This window comes from Pseudomonas sp. G34, assembly GCF_031119625.1.
Lineage (GTDB): Bacteria > Pseudomonadota > Gammaproteobacteria > Pseudomonadales > Pseudomonadaceae > Aquipseudomonas.
This window is the reverse complement of sequence record NZ_JAVHZV010000030.1, coordinates 13,932-36,493: the sequence shown is the minus strand read 5'-3', so window position 1 is coordinate 36,493 and position 22,562 is coordinate 13,932. Positions and strand designations below refer to the sequence as shown.

Here is a 22,562-nt window from a genome sequence, read left to right as displayed (position 1 = left end):
CTTCGGCTCTTCTGCAAAGAGCCCGGCGCTGCCTTGGTGGATCGGTGATGAACAAAGACGTGTCTGATAACCCACGTACCCTGGGCGAAACCGTGACTGCGGAAATTCGCCGCAAGCTGGTCGATGGCGAGCTGGTGCCGGGGCAGCGGCTGTCCGAGGCGGCGCTCAGCGAAAACCTGGATATCTCGCGCAATACCCTGCGCGAAGCCTTTCGTGTGCTGACCCAGGAAGGCCTGCTCAAGCACGAGCCCAATCGCGGGGTGTTCGTGTCGGTGCCGGACATGGCCTCGATCATCGAGATCTACCGGGCGCGGCGTTTCGTCGAGTGCCAGGCGCTGGCCCAGGCGTATCCCAAGCACCCGGCGGTCAAGCGCATGCGCGAGGCGGTGAAGGCGGCGCAGCGCAGCGCCGAGGTGCCGGATTGGGGGGCGGTAGGCACGGCCAACATGGTCTTTCATGCGGCCATCGTCGAGTTGGCGGACAGCCAGCGCCTGAATACCTTCTACGGGCACCTGTCCGCCGAGTTGCGCCTGGTATTCGGGCTGCTCAATGACGCGGAATTCCTGCACGCGCCCTACATCGACATGAATGCGGCGATTCTCGACCACCTGGAAGCAGGGCGCCCGCAGGACGCGGCCAAGGCGCTGGATACCTATCTGGTGCAATCGGAACGCACCATCCTGGCGGCTTACGCGCGGCGCGGCTGCTGAGCGCACTCCACCCGGTAAGCACCCGGCGTGTCGGCGCACAGGCTGTCGGCCGTGTTGGCAGCGCTGGCGCAACTGTCGATATAGGCCGCCAGGTGGTGCAGCTCGATGAACTTGGGCGCCTTGGCGCTGCTGTCCAGGGTGGTGATCGGCAGGTTCAGGCGGCCAGTGGCGATGGCGCGGATGAAGTTGTCGGCGCTCAGGTGACGGAAATACACCGTACGCACCCGGTCGATGGGCACCAGCACGTCGCCGTGGGTGCGGAACAGAAGCTCCAGCGTCTGGAGCGGCAGGTGCGGCTCAGGCTGAGTGTTCATGATTGGGCTCGGTATGGGGTCAGGTCTCGCCGTCGGGGTTCATTGGGCGCGCCACTATTCTTCGGTGAAACGCGAGGATTTGAGGATGCCGCCCACCAGGTGAATCTTGGTGACGTTGTCCTGGTGGATATGGATGGGCGGGTGGTTCTGGTTGACGCTGTCGAAGCGGTACATGCCGTCGCGCAGGTAGATGTACTCCTTGATCATCGCCTGGCCGTCCAGGGTGCGAACCATCACCTCATCTCCCGCGTGGAAGGCCTTGTTGGGCTCGATCAGCACGTATTCACCGTTCTTGATTCGCGGGTGCATGCTGTCGCCGTTCACCCGCAGGCCGTAGGCATTGGGGTCGTCGCTGTGAATGCGCAGGTAGCCGTCGCCATGGCCGACCGGAAAGTCGATCTCCTCGAAGTAGCCCTGAGTGCCCAGTTGCGCGTGCCCCACCACCGGCACCGCGCCGCCACGGGCGTGGCCGACTGCCAGGGTATCGGCCGGCGGCACCTCCGGCAGGTCGTCGGTGCCGGCCAGCTCGGCGAGGCTGACGCCCAGCGCCGGCGCGAGCACCAGCAGTTCGGACAGACCCGGTTCGCGCAGGTCGCTTTCGTAATTGCCGATGCGTGATTGGGATGACCAGCCGCAGGCTTCGGCCAGCTGCTGCTGGCTGAGGCCCTTGCTCTTGCGCAGGTGTTTGATGCGTTGCCCCAGGGTTTCCATCAGGTCTCTCCGGTAATCACGTTGTGAAATATTTATAGCGCAGTTCTCGGCTTGAATAAAACACGATTCGTGATTATTTTTGATTTGACGATAACCGTTCAGGTGCCTGGGCGTGACTCAGCAGGATCTTCACCTACCGGGACGCATTCACATCAAGGCCATCAGCGATGGCAGGAGGCAGGCAATGATTCCCTACATAGACGAGGCGCTGCAGCGTTGGGCCGAAGCGCAGGCAGGTGCAGCGGACTGCACATCGAACATGGGCAACAGCGTGATCGCTTCGCTGATGGCATCACAAGGTGTGCTTAATCGCGCTGCCCGTGGCAGCCGTGTGCTGGTCGACAAGGCCACGGAAATCGACTGGATCGTCAGCAAGCACCTTTCCCCCGAACAGCGGCAGGTGGTCATCGAGCAGTATTGCAGCACCCAGCCCCAGGGTGAGAAATGGACGGCCTGCGGCTGTAGCCGGGCGCAGTTCTATCGCCGCCTGGGCCAGGCCCACAGGGCCATCGAGTCGCAACTCCTGAAGCGCGCCGCCTGAGCGCGCTTTTCATTTCTGCCGGCCGCGGTTCTCGCGGTTCGGCACCTTTCCTTTCCTGAAGAACAACGCCCTGGTGCCCGGCACGGGGCGCCTTTGCGGGCGCCCGTTTCCTGCGGCAGGCAGTCTGAACGGCTTGCGTATCCGTTTTTTTCCGGCGCGTCGGCGCTGATTCGCGCAGTGCCCTTGAGAGCCTGAGAATCGGCGGTTATACATTGATCACCGTCACAGAGGTGGGCGAGCAGTCAGCCAGCTTCATGACTTCATCAACAGCTACAGGCGCGTCGAGCCGCGCTGCAACACACCGACCTTCCTCAAACAATGCCCCGCCCGTGCGGGGCATTGTCGTTTCAGGGGGCGGCATAACCTCAATGTCGTCGGGGCCGTCGGCCTCGGGGAGTACGATAACAATGACTGAATACAGCAGCGCCGTGCTGTTCGGCGTGCTAGGTGAGCACCTTGCAGCCCTGATTGCCCCTATCAATGGCGAGGCTGCCGTCGGCGCCTTGTGTGGGGCGCTGGTGTACTTCACCACTACGCAAAATCTGCCCATGTGGAACCGGGTGACGTTCTTTTTGACGTCGGCCGTGATGGGCTACCTGTGTGCTCCGGCGATCACGGACTTCCAACTGCATGGCATCCACCCCTTCGCCTATCCGGGGCCTGCCGGTTTCGCCGGTGCGGGTCTGGTGGTGACGCTGATGTTGGCGGCGATTCGCCGACGTACCGGAGCCCTGCGCGACAAACCACCTGGCGACCGAGACGCCTGACTCGGCCGCCAGTTGCAACTGGCAACAACCGCTACCTGAACTCGTACGACGGCGCATCCCGTGCCGCCGTACTCACCCTGGCCCGCCACCGTGCGGGCTTTTTCATGTCTGGAGGAAACACCATGGCTATCAAGACCTTTGACCAAATGGCCGCTGCCGGCGAATTCCCGCTGATCGGCTTCAATGCCGCAGGCCTGGGCAACAACCCCTACGTCGACGCCATCGCCACGGCGCGGCTGGACACCCACTACTTCACCGTCGCCCCGCGCGGCCACCAGCCGGACTACATCAAGTCCTACGCCGGTAGCCTGGGCGGCAAACCCTTCGCCGTACGCCTGCCGTTCGCGGGCGAGCGCATCGCCATTCTCGATGGTGCTGGCGGCTTCACCTTGCGGCAGAGCTACGTGGAGGAAATCCGCCGGGCCATCCGCCATATCCACAGCTGGGGCGGCTTCTCGCTGCTCGACATGCACAACTATTGCCGCTGGTACGTACGCGCCAACGGGCCGGTGAGCGGCCGCGTGGTGCAGGCCTGGAACGGCGGCTACGCGCTGTGGACGGCCATCGGCGCGCCCGATTGCCCGGTCAACTACACCTTGCTGGCGCGAATCTGGGCGGCCATCGCCCGGGAGCTGCGCGACGAGCCCGGGCTGTTCGGCTACGGCCTGATGAACGAGCCGCACAACATGGGCAGCGTGCCCGATGGCGGCGTCAACGTGGAAACCCTGTGGAGCAACAACGTGCAGCGGCTGATCACCGCGGTGCGTGAGGTCGACCCGCGGCACTACATCACCGTGGCCGGCAATGCGTTCGCCTCGGCCCTGTACTGGCCGCGCAGCTCCGACATGCTCAAGGATCTCCAGGATCCTGGAGGCCGGCTGCTCTACGAGGCGCATCAGTACCCGGACAAGGACGGCCAGGGTGGTGGCAAGTGGAACCAGGCCATCGAATCGATCGCCTACCGCGAGCGGGTGGCCGACTGGTCCCCCTTTATCGACTGGCTCAAGGCCAATGGCAAGCGCGGTATCGCCGGTGAGTTCGGCGGGCCGGACCACATACCGGGCATGCGTACCTACTTCACCGAGCTGCACAAGTACTTCGATGCCAACCATATCCTGCGTTTCCAGTGGCTGGCCGGTCCCGGTGATGACGACAACAACCCCAACGGCATGGACCGCAACGACGGCACGCTGAAAGCCAACACACGCTCGCTGATGGCACGCATCGGCAACACCACCACGGCCTACGGGCCCCGCTGAGCCACGCCAATGACCCGCTTCGGCGGGTCATTGCCTTTACGACACCGGAGAATTCCCATGGCCCGACTTACTGCCACCCAGGCGGGTGGCCACAACGTACTTGCCTTTCTCGACATGCTCGCCTGGAGCGAAGGCACCTCGACCGTCGCCAACAGCGACGACGGCTATAACGTGTTGGTGGGCGGCAGCCTGTTCGACGACTACAGCGCCCACCCGCGCCAACGGGTCGAGCTGCCGCGCTACGACATTCAATCGACGGCGGCTGGCCGTTACCAGTTCCTGGCCCGTACCTGGGATGCCATCGTCGAACTCTACGACTTTCGCGGCCGCTTCACCCCAGAGGCGCAAGACCTGGCCGCCGTGAAGCTGCTCGAAGAATGCGGCGCACTCGCGCCCATTCAGGCTGGCCAGGTGGCTGAGGCGATCACCGCGGCCGCGCCCATCTGGGCCAGCCTGCCGGGGGCCGGCTACGGCCAGCGCGAGCACGATCTTGGCGCGCTGCTGCGTATCTACCGCCAGGAATTGGCCAGCCAGCCGCGTGATCAGGATGACCTGCTGGCCATGTTCATCGCCTCTGGCGGGGAGGTGGCGACATGAGCCTGTTAGCGCTGATTCCCACCCGCTATCGCTGGCTGCTCGGCGGCGGCCTGCTCCTGACGCTACTGCTCGGCGCCGCCAGCCTCGGTTGGGTGGTGCAGGGCTGGCGCCTGGGTGAACAGCTGGCCGAGCGCGACAAAACCCATGCCCAGGCCCTCGGCCGCATCCAGAGCGCCGCCGCGCTTGAAACACAACGTGGCCATGACAAACGCCTGCTGCTTGAGCAGCAGTTGCAGGCCTCCTCCCAGACCCAACACAGGAAACTTACCGATGCCGAAGATAAGGCTGCGCGCCTGCGTGATCGTCTTGCCACTGCTGAGCTACGGCTGTCAGTCCTCACCGCCGCTCCCGGAGCTACCGACTCCACTCACCGCGCCCCAGTGCCCGGCACCCCCGCTCCCGGACGCCTGGTGGATGGCGCCCGACGCGCCGACATTGACCGAGCAGCTGCTCAACGAATTGTCGCCATCAGCCAACGCGGCGACCGTGCCATCATCGCCCTAGGCATGTGCCAGGATTACGTGCGAGCCCTCGGTGAACCGCGTTAGCGCTGCGCTCGGCTAGCGTTGACAGCCACAACTCGCTACCGGAGAGTGCCCGCTCTGCGCCTCACTCGGCTTGCCAGCGCATGACCTGCTCGGGGTGGCCGCTGTGCGGATCGTTCTGCTCGGCCAGCACGGCAAAGCCGCAGGCCTGGTAGAAGGCGCAGGCCCGGGTGTTGGCGCTGTACACGCTGAGCTCCAGCAGGTCGCGGCGGCGCTTGGCTTCGTCGAGCAGGCGTTTGCCGAGCCCGCGCCCCTGGGCGCCTGGGGCGACGAACAGGGCGGCCAGGCGGTGTTCGTGCAGAGACGCGAAGCCCAGGATCTGGCCGTCTTCTTCGAGCACCAGTGTCTCGGCCTGGGGCAGGTAGACCTCGCGCATGGCGCCCAGTTGATCGCGCCAGAACGATTCGGCGATAAAGGCATGGGCCTGAATCGACGCGGCGAGCCAGATGTCGAGCACGGCGTTGGCGTCGTTGGCATGGTAAGGGCGAATCATGATGAATTCCTTTCGTGGAGGATGTTGATCCATGGCGGTACGGTTACATGTGTTCGGGGCGTCCGGTGCCGGGACGACCACCCTGGCGGCAGCACTGGCCCAGCGCTGCGGCTGGTTGCATCTGGACACCGACAACTTCTACTGGCTGCCCAGCGAGCCACCTTATCGTTTCAAGCGCGAACCGCAACAGCGTGTGGAGCAGATCCGCGCCTGCGCGGCGCAGTCGAGCGACTGGATACTCAGCGGTTCGCTGTGCAGCTGGGGCGAGGCGCTGGTACCGCTGTTCAGCCACGCCGTGTTCCTGCAACTGGACGACACCGAGCGCATGCAACGGCTGCGTGCCCGCGAGCAGCAGCGTTACGGCGAGCGGGTGCGGCCGGGCGGGGACATGCACGCCCAGCACCAGGCCTTTCTGGAGTGGGCCGCCGGCTATCAGCACGGCGATCTGCAGACCCGCAGCCTGCGCATGCACGAAGCGTGGATCGCGCAGCAACTGCGCTGCCCGCTGCTGCGCCTGGACAGCACCCGCGAGGCCCCCGAGCGCCTGGCCGAGCAGGTGCTCGCCTGGCTGGCCGAGCAGCAGGGAGCCGGCCGATAACCCTGGGTGCTGTAACGGCCATGAAGCGCCGATCTGTTGCCGGTGCGCAGCGCTGTGCCAGTTGCACGCCAAGGCCCTGCTGGGCTACTGTGCCCGAAGATAAACGCGAGACCTCCTTCGTGAACGCAAGCAGCACCCTCCTGATGCGCCTCATCAAAGCCCACGCCCGCTGGCGTTGGCGCGCCTGATCTTTTCCATCCGGCCCCGCCGGACGATTCTCTCTGCCTTGCTCGACCCCCGAATAGACATTCTCCCGGCATGAAAAACTGCGGGTGCGAATAGGGGTATCGAAACCAGGGTGATTGGCTGAAGAGCAGTAAATCAAAGGGTTAAATCTAAAATGCTGCTGATGATCGACAACTACGACTCCTTTACCTACAACGTGGTGCAGTACCTGGGCGAGCTGGGTGCCGACGTCCACGTCATCCGCAATGACGAACTGAGCATCGCCGAGATCGAGGCGCTCAAGCCCGAGCGCATCGTCGTCTCCCCAGGCCCGTGCACGCCGAGCGAAGCCGGTGTGTCCATCGAGGCCATCCTGCATTTTGCTGGCAAGCTGCCGATCCTCGGCGTCTGCCTCGGCCACCAGAGCATCGGCCAGGCCTACGGCGGCGACGTGGTACGCGCCCGCCAGGTGATGCACGGCAAGACCAGCCCGGTGTTTCACGAAAACAAGGGCGTGTTCGCCGGCCTGGCGATGCCGGTGACCGTGACCCGCTACCACTCGCTGGTGGTCAAGCGCGAGACCCTGCCGGACTGCCTCGAGGTCACCGCCTGGACGCAGCACGAGGACGGCGCCGTCGACGAGATCATGGGCCTGCGCCACAAGACCCTGAACGTCGAGGGCGTGCAGTTCCACCCCGAGTCGATCCTTACCGAGCAGGGCCACGAACTGTTCGCCAACTTCCTCAAGCAGACCGGAGGCGTGCGCCCATGAACATCAAGGAAGCCCTCAACCGCATCGTCGCCCAGCTGGACCTGAGCACCGAGGAAATGCGCGACGTGATGCGCGAAATCATGACCGGCCAGTGCACCGACGCACAGATCGGCGCGTTCCTGATGGGCATGCGCATGAAGAGCGAGACCATCGACGAGATCGTCGGTGCCGCCAGCGTGATGCGCGAACTGGCTGCGCCGGTAGAGATCGCCGCCGAGCGCCTGGTCGACACCTGCGGCACCGGTGGCGACGGCATGAACATCTTCAACGTCTCCACCGCCGCGGCCTTCGTCGTCGCTGCGGCCGGCGGCAAGGTGGCCAAGCACGGTAATCGCGCGGTGTCGGGCAAGAGCGGCAGCGCCGATCTGCTCGAGGCTGCCGGTGTGTACCTGGGCCTCACCCCGGTGCAGGTGGCGCGCTGCGTCGAGACCGTCGGCGTCGGCTTCATGTTCGCGCCGTCCCATCATGGCGCGATGAAGCATGCCATCGGCCCGCGTCGCGAGCTGGGCTTGCGCACGCTGTTCAACATGCTCGGCCCGATGACCAACCCGGCCGGCGCCAAGCACCAGGTGGTGGGCGTGTTCAGCCAGGCGTTGTGCCGGCCGATGGCCGAAGTGCTGCAGCGCCTGGGCAGCGAGCACGTGCTGGTGGTGCATGCCCAGGATGGTCTCGACGAGATCAGCCTGGCGGCGCCAACCTTCGTCGCCGAACTGAAGAACGGCGTGGTCAGCGAGTACCGCATCCAGCCCGAAGATTTCGATATCAAGAGCCAGAGCCTGATCGGCCTGACCGTCGACGGTGCAGCGCAATCGCTGGAGCTGATCCGCGATGCGTTGGGCCGCCGCAAGACCGATGCCGGCCAGAAAGCCGCCGACATCATCGTGCTCAATGCCGGTGCGGCGCTCTATGCCGCTGACCATGCCGACGACCTGCAGGGCGGCATGAGCCTGGCCCACGACGCCCTGCACACCGGCCTGGCCCGGGAAAAGATGGAAGAGCTGGTGTCCTTTACCGCGGTATTCAAACAGGAGAATGAAGGGTGAGCATTCCCACCGTTCTGGAAAAGATCCTCGCCCGCAAGGCCGAAGAAGTCGCCGCCCGCCGTGCCGTGGTCAGCCTCGCCGAAGTCGAGCGCGACGCGCGCGCTGCCGACGCCCCGCGTGGTTTTGCCAAGGCGCTGATCGAGCAGGCCAGGAGCAAGCAGCCAGCGCTGATCGCCGAGATCAAGAAGGCCTCGCCGAGCAAAGGCGTGATTCGTGAGAACTTCGTGCCGGCGGACATTGCCCGCAGCTACGAGGAGGGCGGGGCGACCTGCCTGTCGGTCCTTACCGATATCGATTTCTTCGAGGGCGCCGACCGCTACTTGCAGGAAGCGCGCAGCGCGTGTTCGCTGCCGGTGATCCGCAAGGATTTCATGATCGACCCCTACCAGATCGTCGAATCGCGGGCCCTGGGCGCCGACTGCGTGCTGCTGATCGTCTCGGCGCTGAGCGATGCGCAGATGGCCGAGCTGGCGGCTACCGCCAAGGCATTCAATCTCGACGTGCTGGCCGAAGTGCATGACGGCGACGAGCTGGAGCGCGCATTGAAGTTGCTGGATACGCCGCTGATTGGCGTCAACAACCGCAACCTGCATACCTTCGAGGTGAATCTGGAAACCACGCTGGACCTGCTGCCGCGCATTCCCCGCGACCGCCTGGTGGTGACCGAGAGCGGCATCCTCAATCGTGCCGACGTCGAGCTGATGGAAATCAGCGAGGTATACGCCTTCCTCGTTGGCGAAGCCTTCATGCGTGCCGAAAATCCCGGGGCTGAGCTTGGCCGGTTGTTCTTTCCCGAGCGCAAGCGGTTCATCGGCAGCCCCGACGTGGACTGACTACTAAAAAAACGGCGCCTTCGAGGCGCCGTTTTTCATTCTGCGTGCAGTCTCATGGCCCGATGAACAACGGCCATCCACGATCCCTGTGGGAGCGCGCCATGCGCGCGAAATTCAGCGTGATGGTTACAGCGACAGGCGCATCGACAGATCCACCGCCTTGACGTCCTTGGTCAGGCTGCCGATGGAAATGTAGTCCACGCCGGTCTCGGCAATGCCGCGCAGGGTGGTTTCGTTCACGCCGCCCGATGCTTCGAGCTTGGCACGGCCGGCGTTGATGGTCACCGCACGGCGCATGTCATCCAGCGACAGCTCGTCGAGCATGACGATATCGGCGCCAGCCGTCAGCGCTTGTTCCAGTTCGTCGAGGTTTTCGACTTCCACTTCGACCGGTTTGCCTGGCGCGATAGTGCGCGCAGTGGCTACCGCTGCCGCGATCCCGCCGCAGGCCGCGATATGGTTCTCCTTGATAAGGAAGGCGTCGAACAGGCCGATGCGGTGATTGTGGCAGCCGCCCTGGGTGACCGCATACTTCTGCGCCAGGCGCAGGCCGGGCAGGGTCTTGCGGGTGTCGAGCAGCTTCACCGCGGTGCCCTGCACCAGCGCGGCATAGTGCTGGCAGCGCGTGGCGACGGCCGACAGGGTCTGCAGGAAATTCAGCGCCGTGCGCTCACCGCTGAGCAGCGCGCGCGCCGGGCCTTCGAGCTGGAACAGCACCTGGTTGGGTTCAGCCCGCTGACCGTCCTGCACCTGCCAGTGCACGGCGACCCGGGCATCGAGCTGGCGAAACACCTCATCGACCCAGGCTGTGCCGCAGATCACCGCACTGTCTCGGGTGATCACGCTAGCATTGGCCAGGCGCGACTCGGGAATCAGCTGGGCGGTGATGTCGCCGCTGCCGATGTCTTCGCGCAGGCTGCGACGGACATTGGCCTCGATTTCGGCACGAAGCTCGGTGAGCAATAGATTCGGCATGGCGCCTCCGATTGGCTGAGGCGGCGAGTATAAGGGCTGCGACTGTCACTGTTACGTTCATCGGGTAAAAATGAACCCTGACTGTAACGATAGGTCACATGCCCAGTTCGCCGGCAGCCCGTCGGATGGGCTGTGATGCATGTCATATCTGCAGGAAATTGCTTTGGCATCTCCTGTAGCAATCCGATATGTTTTAATGCAGAACTATTGGCGTCATACCCTTGACGTCTGCGGTACTCGCATTCCTGTTTCAGTTTGCTTCACCAGCGCTCTGCGCAGGAGATCCTGATGAAGACCGATGCCAACGTGGTGCATCTTAACAAGATGGTTCCCGACACGGCCCACCCCGCGGCCGCGAGGCTGCCTGCATCGCTCATTCAGGTTCGTGATCGCGCCGCTACCCAGCTCAAGCAGGCGCTGCAGGCGTTGTTCGACAATGCTGACGACACCCTGTTCGATATGGCGGACCGCGCCACCAGCAATGCCGAGCAGAATTCCTTTTTCGAAGCCATGCGTGACCTGCGCCTCAAGCGCAAGGGTATCGAGCGTGGCTTCCTGCAGCGTGTCTTCGAGTCGTTCGCCAGCCTGAATCACTATGTGGTCGGCAAGGCGCCCACCCTCGACGCGGTGTCCTTCGACAGTCTGTCGCTGGTGCAGAACGACGAGCTGGAAGAAACCGTCGCGCTGGATTCGATGATCGCCAAGGTACTGAGCCGCGATCACGTCGCGCTCACCCACCTGACCACGCGCCTGAATGCCATCGTCAGCAAGAAACTCGACGACAAGTCCAACCCCCTTGGCCCGGTATTGCTCAGTGAGCTGTTCCTCGAGTCATGCAGCGGCCTGGGTGTGGAAATCAAGGTCAAGCTGATCATCCTCAAGCTGTTCGAGAAGTACGTGCTCAGCGGCCTCGACCAGCTGTATAGCGATGCCAACGGCGTGCTGATCGAGGCCGGCGTGCTGCCTGAGTTGAAGGCCGTGCCAGCCCGGCGTGCCGCCGCCCATGGGCGCCCTGAGCGCAGTGATTCGGTCGAGGGTTTCGAGCGCACCGCAGGATTTGCCGACGACGAAGTGCGTGAGGTGTTTGGCGCCCTTCAGGAGCTGTTGTCGCAAACCCGCGAGGGCGCAGCGCCACGGCGCCAGGCGCCGTCCAATGCGATGCCGATTTCCACCAACGACCTGATGCGGCTGCTTTCGCACCTGCAGCAGCGTGCGCCGATCCAGGCGCCGATGGATGTCGACCTGCGTGCCCAGCTCGAACACCTGCTCACCCGCGCCAGCGCCAAGAGTGGCCGCGTGCGGGTGGTGGGCGAGGTCGACGAGGACGTCATCAACCTGGTGTCGATGCTGTTCGAGTTCATCCTCGACGACCGCAGCCTGCCGGATTCCCTGAAGGCGCTGATCGCCCGCCTGCAGATTCCCATGCTCAAGGTCGCGGTGCTCGACAAGACCTTCTTCAGCCGTGGTAGCCACCCGGCGCGTCGCCTGCTCAACGAGATCGCTACCGCCGCCCTCGGTTGGGGCGAGCACGACACTAACCAGCGTGACAGCCTGTATCAGAAGATCGAGCAGGTCGTAGGGCGGCTGCTCAACGATTTTACCGACGATCCGGCGATCTTCTCCGAGCTGCTGGCCGACTTCCTGGCCTTCACCGGTGATGAGCGCCGCCGCAGCGAGCTGCTCGAGCAGCGTACCCGCGATGCCGAGGAGGGCAGCGCACGGGCCGAGATGGCTCGTCGCGAAGTGGAGCAGGCGCTCAATGAGCGGTTGCTCGGCAGGACCCTGCCCGAAGTGGTGGTGCGTCTGCTGCGCGAGGCCTGGAGCAAGGTCATGATGCTGACCTGCCTCAAGCACGGTTCCGATTCGCCGCAATGGCAGAGTGCGCTCGCCACCATGGACGAGCTGATCTGGAGCGTGGAGCCCCACGACAACCCGGAAGCGCGTCTGCGCCTGCTCGAACTGGTTCCTGGTCTGCTCAAGGCGCTGCGCGAAGGCATGGCCAGCGCGGCGTTCGATCCATTCTCCACCAGTGAGTTCTTCAGTCAGCTCGAAGCGCTGCATGTGCAGGCCTTTCAGCGCTTCAAGCGTGCCATCCCCGATGTCGAGCGTGGCGCGCCGAGCGAGTCCGATGAGGTGCAGCGCTCGGCGCTTTCCGCGCTCGGGCTCGAGCTGCCGCTGCTCGACCTGCAGCCGGAGGAGGAGAGCAGCATCTCGGCGATGGTCGAGATCGTCGAAGAGATCGTCCTCGAGGCCCCAGGGCAGCCACGCAGCGAGCCGCAGGATGAGCCCGTGCTTGCCGACGACGATGAGTCGCTGCTGTACGTCGACTCCTTGCGCGTCGGCAGCTGGGTCGAGTTCCAGGAGGACGACGAGCACAAGCTGCGCTGCAAGCTGGCGGCGATCATCAAGCCGACCGGCAAGTACATCTTCGTCAATCGCACGGGCATGAAAGTGCTCGAGAAGACCCGCATGGGCCTGGCCCTGGAGTTTCGTCGCAACGCGGTGAGGCTGCTCGACGACGCGCTGCTGTTCGACCGCGCCCTGGAGTCGGTGATCGGTAACCTGCGGCGGCTCAAAGGCGCCTGAGCCGCTGCGTCTGCTTGAACGATGCATTTCTCACGGCCCGTCAGGGCCGTGAGTCGTTCTGGCCGCCGCAAAAGCTCGCGCGCCACGACTTGCACTGGGAGCTGCCCAGCCCCTAGAGTGTGCGCAAACTCGTGGAGCACCTATGCGCAAGCTACTCGAAGACGGCTGGTATCAAGGGATTCAGCACTGTCCTTCGCCCAACTTCAACGAGCGGCCGCAGGGCGAGATTTCCCTGCTGGTCATTCACAACATCAGCTTGCCGCCAGGCCAGTTCGGCACCGGCCAGGTGCAGGCGTTCTTCAGCAATTGCCTGCAGGCTGATGCGCACCCGTATTTTGCGGATATCGCCAGCATGACGGTGTCCGCGCACTTCCTGATCGAGCGCGACGGTACCATGGTGCAGTTCGTGTCCTGCCTGGATCGCGCCTGGCACGCCGGTGCGTCTTGCTTCGAGGGGCGCGAGAACTGCAATGATTTTTCCCTCGGCATCGAACTCGAAGGTACCGATCATTTACCGTTCACGGATGCGCAGTACGCTGCACTGGCGCAGTTGACGCAAGCGCTACAGGTGGCCTATCCGGCCATCACCGTGGCGCGCATCTGTGGGCATAGCGATATCGCCCCGGGCCGCAAGACCGACCCCGGGCCTGCATTCGACTGGGCGCGGCTGCGCTCGTCACTGATGACTGATAAGGAGGCATCATGAGTTTCCTGGTGTTGCTGCTGGTGCTGTGGGTGGAGAAGTTTTCCGCCTGGCGTCAGCGTATCCAGCAGGATGAACCCTGGCTGCGCGCGCTGGCACGGATGGAGCGCGGTGGTACCACCAGCGATTCGCCCTGGCTGGCCATTGCCCTGCTGGTCGGCGTGCCGCTGCTGATCCTGGCCGCCGTGCTGAAACTGCTGGCGCCGCTGGCCTATGGCTGGTTGCTGTTGCCGATTCATCTGCTGGTGGTGATCTACAGCCTGGGCCGTGGCGACCTGTTGGCGGCGCTCGGGCCGTTCCGCGACAGCTGGCGGCGTGGCGACGGCGAGGCGGCCTACCTGGTTGCCCAGCGTGACCTGGGCGTGCAGGCCGAGGGCGAGGCGACGTTGCTGCCGAACGTGCAGACCTATCTGGTCTGGCAGGCCTACCAGAGCTTCTTCGCGGTGATTTTCTGGTACGTGTTGCTGGGCCCGCTCGCGGCGCTGGCCTACCGCCTGCTGGCGCTGATCGTCGAGCACGGCCAATCCGAGGCGCTGCGTGAGCGCGCCGGTCAACTGCGCCACGCGTTCGACTGGTTGCCGGTGCGGGTATTGGCGGCCAGCTTTGCACTGGTCGGCAATTTCATCGCGGTCAGCCGCGCGCTGTTGCACGAAGTGCTGAGCTGGGACATCTCGGCCGCGCAACTGGCAGCTGGCGCGGCACGTGCCGCTGCCGAAAGCCCGGAGCCAGTGCTCGGCGAGGCGGGCGTGACGACGTTGGACGGCCTGTGGCAGTTGCTGGTGCGCGCGGCCATCCTCTGGTACGCCGCCATTGCCCTGTGGACGCTGTTCTTCTAAGAACCTGCTCACGATCTGCTGCGCGTCGGCGCTCCTGCGTTAAAAACAAGCTCGGAATGCTCATTTACTACTTGTAAACTCCGCTTCCTCGCTTGTTTTTGCCTTGTATCGTTCTAGCTCGCGAGGTCGTGAACAGATGCTAGTTACGCCAGCCGAACAGTGCTGCGGCGTTGCCGCTGCTGGCGGCGGCCAGAACCTCCGGCTCCACCGCTAGCAGTGTGGCCAGCTCGCGGCAGATCGCCGGCAGGTGAACCGGGCTGTTGCGGACGTGCGCATGCATCGCTGGCGCCATGTCCGGTGAGTCGGTTTCCAGCACCACGGCGTCGAGCGGCAGGCGGGGCACCACCTGGCGCAGGCGCTTGGCCTGGGGCCAGGTGGCCGCACCGCCCAAACCCAGCTTGAAGCCCAGCTTGAGGTATTCGCGGGCTTCCTCGTAGCTGCCGGCAAAGGCGTGGATGATGCCGGCCCGCTGCAGCTTGAAGCGCTTGAGGGTGGCGATCACCTGGGCATGGGCGCGGCGCACATGCAGCAGCACGGGCAGTTCGAAGCGCGCGGCCAGGCCCAGCTGGGCCTCGAAGAGCACCTGCTGGCGCTCTCGATCCAGCTCCGCCAGGTAGTAGTCCAAGCCGAATTCGCCCACCGCACACAGCTTCTCGTGGCCGTGCAGCTTCTCCAACCATTGCTCCAGCACCTGCAGGTGCTGTGGTCGATGGCTGTCCAGATAGACCGGATGCAGGCCGAAGGCGGCGTACAGCCCATCGTGCGCCAGCACCTGATCCCACAGGCGCTGCCAGTTGCCGTGCTCGACGCCGAGGATCACCAGTTTTTCGACGCCCAGGGCGCGCGCTTCGGCGAGCACGCGAGCGCGATCCTCATCGAAGTCGGGGAAGTCCAGGTGAGTGTGGGTGTCGATCAACTGCATGGAGGCCCGCCCGGGTTTCAGGTTGTATGAACGGCAGGCTTGTACACCTGCGTGACAACATTCTGTGAGTCATTCCTGGCATTGGCCAGTCGAACGATCAGGGACGGCGGTTGTGGGGATCGCTGATAAACAGGGGCCGCCGCATGATGCGTCTTCGCAAGATACTTGGCTGGTGCCTTGCCAGTCTTCTGCTGCTGATCGCAGCGCTGATGCTGTTTCTGGTGCTGTTCGATTGGAACCTGCTCAAGCCGACGATCAATGCGCGGGTCTCCGAAGCGCTCAATCGGCCCTTCGCGATCGACGGCAATCTGGCCGTCACCTGGCAGCGCGAGCCTGATGAGCCCGGTCTGCGTGCCTGGGTGCCCTGGCCCCACGTGTCCGCCGAGCAGCTCAGCCTGGGCAATCCCGAGTGGGCCAAGGGGGAGCACTTCGTGTACCTGGAGCGCGTCGAGGCCAGCCTGTCGCCCGTGCCGCTGCTGTGGAAAACCCTGTCCATCCCGCGCATTCATCTGACCGGTGCCGATGCCGCGCTGCAGCGCCTGGCCGACGGGCGGGCCAACTGGACGTTCGACCTTGGCGAGCAGGAGCAGCCGGAAGAGCAAACGGCCTCGCCCTGGGTGATGGACATCGGCACCATCGGTTTCGACAAGGCGCGGGTCAGCGTCGACGACCGAATCTCCCAGGCCAGCGTGAACCTGCAGGTCGAGCCGCTTGGTGAGCCCATCGCCTTCGCCGAGATCGTCGGCAAGTCCGCCAGCCAGGCGAACCAGGAGGCTGCCCAGCCCCAGGATTATGCCTTCGCCTGGCAGGCCAAGGGGCGTTACAAGGACCAGGCGCTCAGCGGCACTGGGCGCATCGGCGGATTGCTGGCACTGCAGGACGCCCGCTTGCCCTTCCCGGTACAGGCCGATGTGCACGCCGGCACCACTCGGGTGCAGGTGGCCGGCACGCTGACCGATCCGAAGAACCTGGGGGCTCTGGATCTGCGCCTGCGTCTGTCGGGTTCGAGCCTTGGCAACCTGTATCCGCTGACTGGCGTGACCCTACCTGACACGCCGGCCTACTCCACCGATGGGCGACTGGTCGCGCAGCTGCAGGATCCTGACGGCCCGCTGTTTCGCTACGAGAAATTCAACGGCCGCATCGGTGACAGCGATATCCATGGTGACCTTACGTTCTCGGCGCGCAAACCGCGACCAAAGCTGTCCGGGGCCCTGGTGTCCAACCAGCTGCGCTTCGCCGACCTGGCGCCGCTGATTGGCGCCGACTCCAACGCCGAGAAGAAGCAGCGCGGCGCGACCAGCGTCCAGCCGGCCGACAAGGTGCTGCCTGTCGAGGCGTTTCGCACCGAGCGCTGGCGCGACATGGATGCCGACGTCAGCTTCACCGGCAAGCGCATCGTGCACAGCGAGCAACTGCCCTTCACCGACCTGTTTACCCATGTGGTGCTCAACGACGGCAAGCTCAGCCTGGAGCCGCTGCGCTTCGGCGTAGCCGGTGGCCGGCTGGATTCCACGCTGCGCCTGGACGGCAGCGCCACGCCACTCAGGGCCCAGGCCCAGCTGCGCGCGCGCAATTTCCGTCTGCGCCAGCTGTTCCCCAATGTCGAGGTGATGCAGAGCAGTCTCGGCGCCTTGAACGGTGATGCAGCCATCAGCGGTACCGGCAATTCGGTCGCCACCCTGCTGGGTGGCGCCAACGGGCACGTCAAGTTGCTGATCAACGATGGGCGGGTCAGCCGTAACCTGATGGAGATCGCCGGCCTCAACGTCGGTAATTACCTGGTCGGCCGATTGTTCGGTGACGCCGAGGTGGAAATCAACTGCGCCGCCGCCAACCTGGACATCAAGCAGGGCGTCATGCGGCCACAATTGATGGTGATCGATACCGAAAACGCACTGATCGGCGTGGACGGCACGGTGAATTTCGCCAGCGAGCAACTCGACCTGACCATCACCCCCGAATCGAAGGGGCTGCGAATCTTTTCGCTGCGCTCGCCGCTGTACGTACGCGGCACCTTCAAGACCCCCAACCCTGGCGTTAAAGCCGGCCCCCTGGTGTTGCGCGGTGCCGGCATGCTGGCCCTGGGCGCTCTGGTGGCGCCAGCCGCCGGCCTGGTGGCACTGGTGGCCCCCAGTGGCGACCAGCCCAACGAGTGCGAGCCGCTGCTGCAGCAGCTACGCCAGGGGCGCTAGGGGCCAGGCGGAAAAGGCCGCGAGCGAAGGTGCTTGTCGTGCCGGGCTAAGGCTTGAAGCGGATCTTCAGGCCGCGCTCCATGGCATCCAGGCCCGGGTGGTAGCTGCCGTCGAGCGCATCGAGCAGGCGGTCGAACACCCGCTCGGCGATGCGCTCGTGGTGCTGGGAGATGGCGTTCACGCGCAGCGGCAGGAAGTCCAGCAGCTGCGCATCACCAAAGGTGCCGAGGCGCAGGTGGCGGGTGTCCAGCTGTGGATGCTCGTACAGCGCATCGAGCACGCCCTCCAGTAGCACGTAGGCGGTGGTCACCAGCACGTCCGGCAGGCCACCCTTGGCCAACAGGTCCTTCATCTGTCGGTAACCCCACTGGCGGCTGAACTGTTCGCCATGACTGACGCTGATCAGCCCATCGAAGCCGATTAACGCCTCGCGGAAACCGTGCTCGCGGGCCTGGCTGATCGGCAATTCCAGGCGCGCGCCGATCAGCGCGGCATGCCGTTGCGCCGGTTGCACCAGGCTGCGAGTCAGTTGTTCGCCGGCCTGACGATCATCGCTGACCACCGAGTACAGGTGCTCCGGGTCCAATGCCCGGTCGACGGCGATCACCGGCGTACCGGCGGCAACCAACTGGCGGTAGTCGGGCGCGTCCTGGGGCAGGCAACTGGCGACGATCAGCGCGTCGCAGCGGCGTGAGCGAAACAGCTCCAGCAGCTGTCGCTCGCTGTCTGGCTGATCGTCGGAGCTGGCGATCAGCAGCTGGTAACCCGCCGCCCGGGCGCGCTGCTCGAGCAGCTTGGCAAGGCGTGCATAGCTGGGGTTTTCCAGGTCCGGCAGGATGAAGCCCAGGCAACGGCTTTCCCCGCGGCGCAGGCCGGCGGCCTGGGTGTTGGGGCGGTAGTCATGCTTCTCCACGACTTCCAGCACGCGCTGCACGGTGGCCGCGCTGATGCGCCGTTTGGCGGCCTGGCCGTTGATCACGTAGCTGGCCGTGGTCACTGAGACGCCGGCCAGGCGGGCAATATCGGTCAACTTCAAATGGCTGTCTCCTCTGCCGGGCCTTCAAGGATTACCCATTATCAGGTAACGTGCCAGTGCTAGATGAAACGATTCAGCAAACGAGTCGACTAAGCTAACAAGAATGTCCGCCAAGCCCGCCTGCAGCCGGTCTTGCTTGAGGAGAAACGTCATGCTCGAACTACATCCTTCGCAAATCCAGATGGGCCGACAGGCCGTCGACAAGCAGCAGGCGCTGGCTCAGCTTGCCGACCAGCTGGTCGCCGACGGCTTGGTGGCGGCCGGTTATCTGGATGGCATGCAGGCGCGCGAGCGCCAGGGGTCGACCTACCTGGGGCAGGGCATCGCCATCCCCCATGGCACCCCGGAAACCCGCGACCAGGTGTTCGAGACCGGCATGCGGCTGATCCAGTTTCCCGAAGGCGTGGACTGGGGCGACGGCCAGCGAGTGTACCTGGCCATTGCGATTGCCGCGCGTTCCGACGAGCACCTGCACCTGCTGCAACTGCTCACCCGCGCGCTGGGCGAGGGCGATCTGAGCCAGGCCCTGCGCGAGGCGCCGGATGCCGAAGCGATTCTTGCGCTGCTGCAGGGCGCCGCGCCGGAGCTGGCGCTGGATGCACAGCTGGTGAACCTGGGCGTTGAAGCCGAGGACCTCGATGAGTTGACCTGGCAGGGCGCGCGCCTGCTGAAGAAGGCGGGTTGCGCAGGCGCCGGTTACGCGGCCAGCCTGGTACAGGCCGAGCCCCTGCCGCTGGGTAATGGATTGTGGTGGCTGAGCAGCGAGCAGGGTGTCGAACGCCCGGGCCTGGCCTTCGTCACCCCGGCGCAGCCGCTGCAGCGTGGCGACCAGCCGGTGGCCGGGCTGTTCTGCCTGGCTTGTCTGGGTGAAGGGCACCGCCAGGTGCTCGAGCGCCTGTGTGACCTGTTGATTGCCGGGCAGGGCGAGGTGCTGAGCCAGGCCACCAGCAGCCGTGGGGTGCTCGAGGCGCTGGGCGCCGAACTGCCTGCCGATTGGCCGACGCTGCGCATTACCCTGGCCAACGCCCATGGTTTGCACGCGCGCCCGGCCAAGACCCTCAGCGAAATCGCCCAGGGGTTCGACGGTGAGGTTCGTGTGCGCTTGGTCGATGGCGCGGATGCGAGCGTATCGGCGAAAAGCCTCAGCAAGTTGCTGGCCCTGGGTGCACGTCGTGGTCAGGTGCTGGAGTTCAGCGCCGACCCGGCCATCGCCGAGCAGGCCTTGCCGGCCATCGAGGCCGCGGTGCGCTCCGGCCTGGGCGAGGAGGTCGAGCCGCTGCCCGAGCACGCCGAGAACAGCGTCGAGGCGCCCCCCGCAGCACCGCTCACGGACACTGTGGTCGCACCGGTGGCCGGTTCGCGCGTGCATGCCGTGGCGGCCTCGCCGGGTATCGCCAGTGGCCCGGCGTTCGTGCGGCGCATGCCGAAACTCGATTACCCCGAGCGCGGTGAAGGTGTGGCTGCCGAGCGCCAGCGCCTGGACGCCGCACTGCAGCACATCGATGGCGAAATCCAGCGTTTGGTCGAGCGCAGCGAGGAGGCCAGCATCCGGGAAATTTTCGTCACTCACCAGGCGATGCTCCGCGACCCGGCGCTGCGCGAGGATGTCGACGCGCGCCTGGCCAGCGGAGCCAGCGCCCAGGCCGCCTGGATCGGTGAAATCGAAGCGGCCGCAGCGCAGCAGGAGTCCCTGCATGATGCCCTGCTGGCCGAGCGTGCAGCCGACCTGCGTGACGTCGGTCGGCGGGTGCTGGCTCAGCTGTGCGGCGTCGAAGCGCCGCAGGAGCCGGTCGAGCCCTACATTCTGGTGATGGGCGAGGTCGGCCCGTCGGATGTCGCCAGCCTGGATCGCCAGCGCGTGGCCGGCATTGTCACCGCTCGCGGTGGGGCGACCGCCCACAGCGCGATCATCGCCCGTGCCCTGGGCATTCCCTGCGTGGTGGGGGCCGGTGAAAGCCTGCTGCTGCTGGAGCAGGGCAGCCATCTGCTGCTCGACGGCGACCGTGGCCAGCTGTGGGTCCAGCCTGACCAGGCGACCCTGGCCCAGGCCGAGCGCGAGCGGCAGGCCAGCGAGCAGCGCCGCGAGCGTGCCCATGGCGAGCGCATGCAGCCGGCGCGTACCCGTGACGGCCATACCGTCGAGGTGGCCGTGAACATCGGCGCCAGTGGCGAAGCGGCCGGTGCGGTCGAACTGGGCGCCGAAGCGGTGGGCCTGCTGCGTACCGAGCTGGTGTTCATGGACCACGCCCAGGCCCCCGATGTGGCCACCCAGGAAGCCGAGTACCGCCGAGTGTTCGATGCCCTGCAGGGCCGGCCGCTGGTGGTGCGTACGCTGGATGTCGGTGGCGACAAGCCGCTGCCGTACTGGCCGATGCCCGAAGAGGAAAACCCCTTTCTCGGTGTGCGCGGCATCCGCCTGACCCTGCAGCGCCCGGACATCATGGAAACCCAGTTGCGCGCCTTGCTGCAGGCTGCCGAAGGGCGCCCGCTGCGCATCATGTTCCCGATGGTCGGGCAGGTCGAGGAATGGCGTGCGGCGCGCGAGATGGTCGAGAAGCTGCGCGGCGAGATTCCCCTGAGCGATCTGCAGCTGGGCATCATGATCGAGGTGCCATCCGCCGCATTGCTGGCCCCGGTGCTGGCCCGCGAGGTGGACTTCTTCAGTATCGGCACCAACGACCTGACCCAATACACCCTGGCCATCGACCGTGGCCATCCGACGCTTTCCGCCCAGGCTGATGGCGTGCACCCCTCGGTGCTGCGCCTGATCGGCATGACCGTCGAGGCGGCCCACGCCGAAGGCAAGTGGGTCGGTGTCTGCGGCGAGCTGGCCGCCGATATGCTTGCCGTGCCGCTGCTGGTGGGCCTGGGGGTCGACGAGCTGAGCGTGGCCGCACGCAGTATCCCGCTAGTCAAGGCGCGGGTGCGTGAGCTGGATCTGCAGCATTGCCGGGCGCAGGCCCGCCAGGCGCTGCTGCTGCCCAGTGCCACGGCCGTGCGGGCCCTGGTCGAGGAGGCGCAGTGATGGCGCGGATTCTCACCCTGACCCTCAACCCGGCGCTGGATCTGACCGTCAGCCTCGACACCCTGCAGCCGGGCAACGTCAACCGCAGCCTGGGCATGACCAGCCATGCGGCGGGCAAGGGGCTGAATGTGGCCCAGGTGCTCGCTGATCTCGGTCACAAGGTCACGGTCAGTGGCTTTCTCGGCCAGGCCAATGTGGCGCCGTTCGAGCAGCTGATTCACCGCCGCGGTTTCACCGATGCCTTCGTGCGGGTGCCGGGAGAGACGCGCAGCAACATCAAGCTCGCCGAGCGCGACGGCCGCATCACCGACCTCAACGGACCGGGCCCCGAGGTGGGCGAGGCCCATCAGGCACAACTGCTCGCTCAGCTGGAAGAGATCGCCGCTGGCCATGATGCGGTGGTGGTGGCCGGCAGCCTGCCGCGCGGGGTGACGGTGGAGTGGTTCGCCGGCCTGCTGCGCCGCCTGACGGCGTCTGGCCTGCCGGTGGCGCTGGATACCAGCGGCGCGGCGCTGCGTGCCGGGCTGACGGTGAGCCCCTGGCTGATCAAACCCAACGAAGAGGAGCTGGCCGAAGCCTGCGAGCTTGAGGCGCCGTCCGCCGAGCAGTTGAACGTCGCCATCGGCACGCTGCGTGCGGCCGGTGTCGAGCACGTAGTGCTCTCCCGTGGCTCGCAAGGCGCCGACTGGTTTGGCCCCCACGGCGTGCTCAATGCCCGGCCACCCCAGGTGGAGGTGGCCAGCACCGTGGGCGCCGGCGATTCGCTGCTCGCCGCCACGCTGCATGGCCTGCTCAGTGACTGGCCCGCCGAACGCACGCTGCGCCTGGCAACCGCGGTCGCCGCCCAGGCGGTCACCCAAATCGGTTTCGGAATTCACGATCGGCAACAGCTCGCCCGCCTGGAAGCGGCCGTGACTGTCACGTCGAAACAATAAT

The 22,562-nt window shown here is 65.4% G+C and carries 22 protein-coding genes; 16 read left to right on the top strand and 6 right to left on the bottom strand.

The window, feature by feature from the left end:
- Window positions 1-47 precede the first annotated feature (47 nt).
- Entirely contained in the window at window positions 48-710 is a 663-nt protein-coding gene (locus QYS36_RS21720) for a GntR family transcriptional regulator (protein ID WP_308841451.1), read from the top strand.
- On the opposite strand, the gene QYS36_RS21715 is transcribed toward QYS36_RS21720, so the two are convergent.
- Window positions 689-1,024 (bottom strand): pyocin activator PrtN family protein, encoded by a 336-nt coding sequence (locus tag QYS36_RS21715; protein WP_308841450.1) that lies wholly within the window; start codon window positions 1,022-1,024, stop codon window positions 689-691. The genes QYS36_RS21720 and QYS36_RS21715 overlap by 22 nt on opposite strands.
- 54 nt (window positions 1,025-1,078) lie before the next feature.
- Window positions 1,079-1,735: an XRE family transcriptional regulator gene (locus QYS36_RS21710; protein ID WP_308841449.1), complete on the bottom strand. Its 657-nt coding sequence runs from the start codon at window positions 1,733-1,735 to the stop codon at window positions 1,079-1,081.
- Between the two features lie 184 nt (window positions 1,736-1,919).
- Here QYS36_RS21710 and QYS36_RS21705 point away from each other — a divergent pair, with 184 nt between their 5' ends.
- The 5 genes from QYS36_RS21705 (at window position 1,920) to QYS36_RS21685 (ending at window position 5,447) form a co-directional block, all read left to right on the top strand.
- Window positions 1,920-2,276 (top strand): hypothetical protein, encoded by a 357-nt coding sequence (locus QYS36_RS21705; protein WP_308841448.1) that lies wholly within the window; start codon window positions 1,920-1,922, stop codon window positions 2,274-2,276.
- Window positions 2,277-2,683: 407 nt separating this feature from the next.
- Entirely contained in the window at window positions 2,684-3,043 is a 360-nt protein-coding gene (locus QYS36_RS21700; RefSeq protein WP_308841447.1) for a putative holin, read from the top strand.
- A 122-nt stretch (window positions 3,044-3,165) separates the two neighbouring features.
- A complete protein-coding gene (locus QYS36_RS21695) occupies window positions 3,166-4,302 on the top strand; it encodes a cellulase family glycosylhydrolase (RefSeq protein WP_308841446.1) in 1,137 nt (378 codons plus the stop codon).
- A gap of 57 nt (window positions 4,303-4,359) precedes the next feature.
- Window positions 4,360-4,899: a glycoside hydrolase family 104 protein gene (locus tag QYS36_RS21690; protein ID WP_308841445.1), complete on the top strand. Its 540-nt coding sequence runs from the start codon at window positions 4,360-4,362 to the stop codon at window positions 4,897-4,899.
- A complete protein-coding gene (locus QYS36_RS21685; protein ID WP_308841444.1) occupies window positions 4,896-5,447 on the top strand; it encodes a lysis protein in 552 nt (183 codons plus the stop codon). Before QYS36_RS21690 ends, QYS36_RS21685 begins: the two co-directional genes overlap by 4 nt.
- A gap of 61 nt (window positions 5,448-5,508) precedes the next feature.
- Here the strand turns inward: QYS36_RS21685 and QYS36_RS21680 are convergent, their stop codons facing one another.
- The gene (locus tag QYS36_RS21680; protein WP_308841443.1) at window positions 5,509-5,937 is read right to left on the bottom strand and encodes an N-acetyltransferase; all 429 of its coding nucleotides are present in this window, start codon (window positions 5,935-5,937) and stop codon (window positions 5,509-5,511) included.
- Window positions 5,938-5,968: 31 nt separating this feature from the next.
- On the opposite strand from QYS36_RS21680, the gene QYS36_RS21675 reads away from it, so the two are divergent.
- The 4 genes from QYS36_RS21675 (at window position 5,969) to trpC (ending at window position 9,348) form a co-directional block, all read left to right on the top strand.
- Window positions 5,969-6,535, top strand: coding sequence for an AAA family ATPase (locus tag QYS36_RS21675; protein ID WP_308841442.1), 567 nt, complete (start codon window positions 5,969-5,971; stop codon window positions 6,533-6,535).
- 340 nt (window positions 6,536-6,875) lie between these two features.
- The gene (locus QYS36_RS21670) at window positions 6,876-7,472 is read left to right on the top strand and encodes an aminodeoxychorismate/anthranilate synthase component II (RefSeq protein WP_308841441.1); all 597 of its coding nucleotides are present in this window, start codon (window positions 6,876-6,878) and stop codon (window positions 7,470-7,472) included.
- Window positions 7,469-8,515 (top strand): anthranilate phosphoribosyltransferase, encoded by a 1,047-nt coding sequence (gene trpD, locus QYS36_RS21665; RefSeq protein ID WP_308841440.1) that lies wholly within the window; start codon window positions 7,469-7,471, stop codon window positions 8,513-8,515. Before QYS36_RS21670 ends, trpD begins: the two co-directional genes overlap by 4 nt.
- Window positions 8,512-9,348, top strand: coding sequence for an indole-3-glycerol phosphate synthase TrpC (trpC, locus tag QYS36_RS21660; RefSeq protein WP_308841439.1), 837 nt, complete (start codon window positions 8,512-8,514; stop codon window positions 9,346-9,348). Before trpD ends, trpC begins: the two co-directional genes overlap by 4 nt.
- Window positions 9,349-9,474: 126 nt before the next feature.
- Here trpC and nadC read toward each other — a convergent pair whose 3' ends face one another.
- The gene (gene nadC, locus QYS36_RS21655) at window positions 9,475-10,323 is read right to left on the bottom strand and encodes a carboxylating nicotinate-nucleotide diphosphorylase (RefSeq protein WP_308841438.1); all 849 of its coding nucleotides are present in this window, start codon (window positions 10,321-10,323) and stop codon (window positions 9,475-9,477) included.
- Between the two features lie 288 nt (window positions 10,324-10,611).
- On the opposite strand from nadC, the gene QYS36_RS21650 reads away from it, so the two are divergent.
- The 3 genes from QYS36_RS21650 (at window position 10,612) to ampE (ending at window position 14,448) form a co-directional block, all read left to right on the top strand.
- Window positions 10,612-12,909 (top strand): DUF1631 domain-containing protein, encoded by a 2,298-nt coding sequence (locus QYS36_RS21650; RefSeq protein ID WP_308841437.1) that lies wholly within the window; start codon window positions 10,612-10,614, stop codon window positions 12,907-12,909.
- A gap of 142 nt (window positions 12,910-13,051) precedes the next feature.
- On the top strand, window positions 13,052-13,615 hold the full coding sequence (gene ampD / locus QYS36_RS21645; RefSeq protein WP_308841436.1) for a 1,6-anhydro-N-acetylmuramyl-L-alanine amidase AmpD: 564 nt from the start codon (window positions 13,052-13,054) through the stop codon (window positions 13,613-13,615).
- The gene (gene ampE / locus QYS36_RS21640; RefSeq protein ID WP_308841435.1) at window positions 13,612-14,448 is read left to right on the top strand and encodes a regulatory signaling modulator protein AmpE; all 837 of its coding nucleotides are present in this window, start codon (window positions 13,612-13,614) and stop codon (window positions 14,446-14,448) included. Before ampD ends, ampE begins: the two co-directional genes overlap by 4 nt.
- 139 nt (window positions 14,449-14,587) lie before the next feature.
- Here ampE and QYS36_RS21635 read toward each other — a convergent pair whose 3' ends face one another.
- Window positions 14,588-15,370 (bottom strand): TatD family hydrolase, encoded by a 783-nt coding sequence (locus QYS36_RS21635; protein WP_308841434.1) that lies wholly within the window; start codon window positions 15,368-15,370, stop codon window positions 14,588-14,590.
- A gap of 143 nt (window positions 15,371-15,513) precedes the next feature.
- On the opposite strand from QYS36_RS21635, the gene QYS36_RS21630 reads away from it, so the two are divergent.
- Window positions 15,514-17,565 carry an AsmA family protein gene (locus QYS36_RS21630; RefSeq protein WP_308841433.1) on the top strand — a complete coding sequence of 684 codons (2,052 nt, stop codon included), beginning with the start codon at window positions 15,514-15,516 and terminating at the stop codon, window positions 17,563-17,565.
- 46 nt (window positions 17,566-17,611) lie between these two features.
- Here the strand turns inward: QYS36_RS21630 and cra are convergent, their stop codons facing one another.
- A complete protein-coding gene (gene cra / locus QYS36_RS21625) occupies window positions 17,612-18,601 on the bottom strand; it encodes a catabolite repressor/activator (RefSeq protein WP_308841432.1) in 990 nt (329 codons plus the stop codon).
- Between the two features lie 151 nt (window positions 18,602-18,752).
- Here cra and ptsP point away from each other — a divergent pair, with 151 nt between their 5' ends.
- Complete coding sequence (gene ptsP / locus QYS36_RS21620) at window positions 18,753-21,626, top strand: phosphoenolpyruvate--protein phosphotransferase (RefSeq protein ID WP_308841431.1); 2,874 nt, start codon at window positions 18,753-18,755, stop codon at window positions 21,624-21,626.
- The gene (pfkB, locus tag QYS36_RS21615) at window positions 21,626-22,561 is read left to right on the top strand and encodes a 1-phosphofructokinase (protein ID WP_308841430.1); all 936 of its coding nucleotides are present in this window, start codon (window positions 21,626-21,628) and stop codon (window positions 22,559-22,561) included. The genes ptsP and pfkB overlap by 1 nt, the downstream gene beginning before the upstream one ends.
- The last annotated feature ends 1 nt before the right edge of the window (window position 22,562 follow it).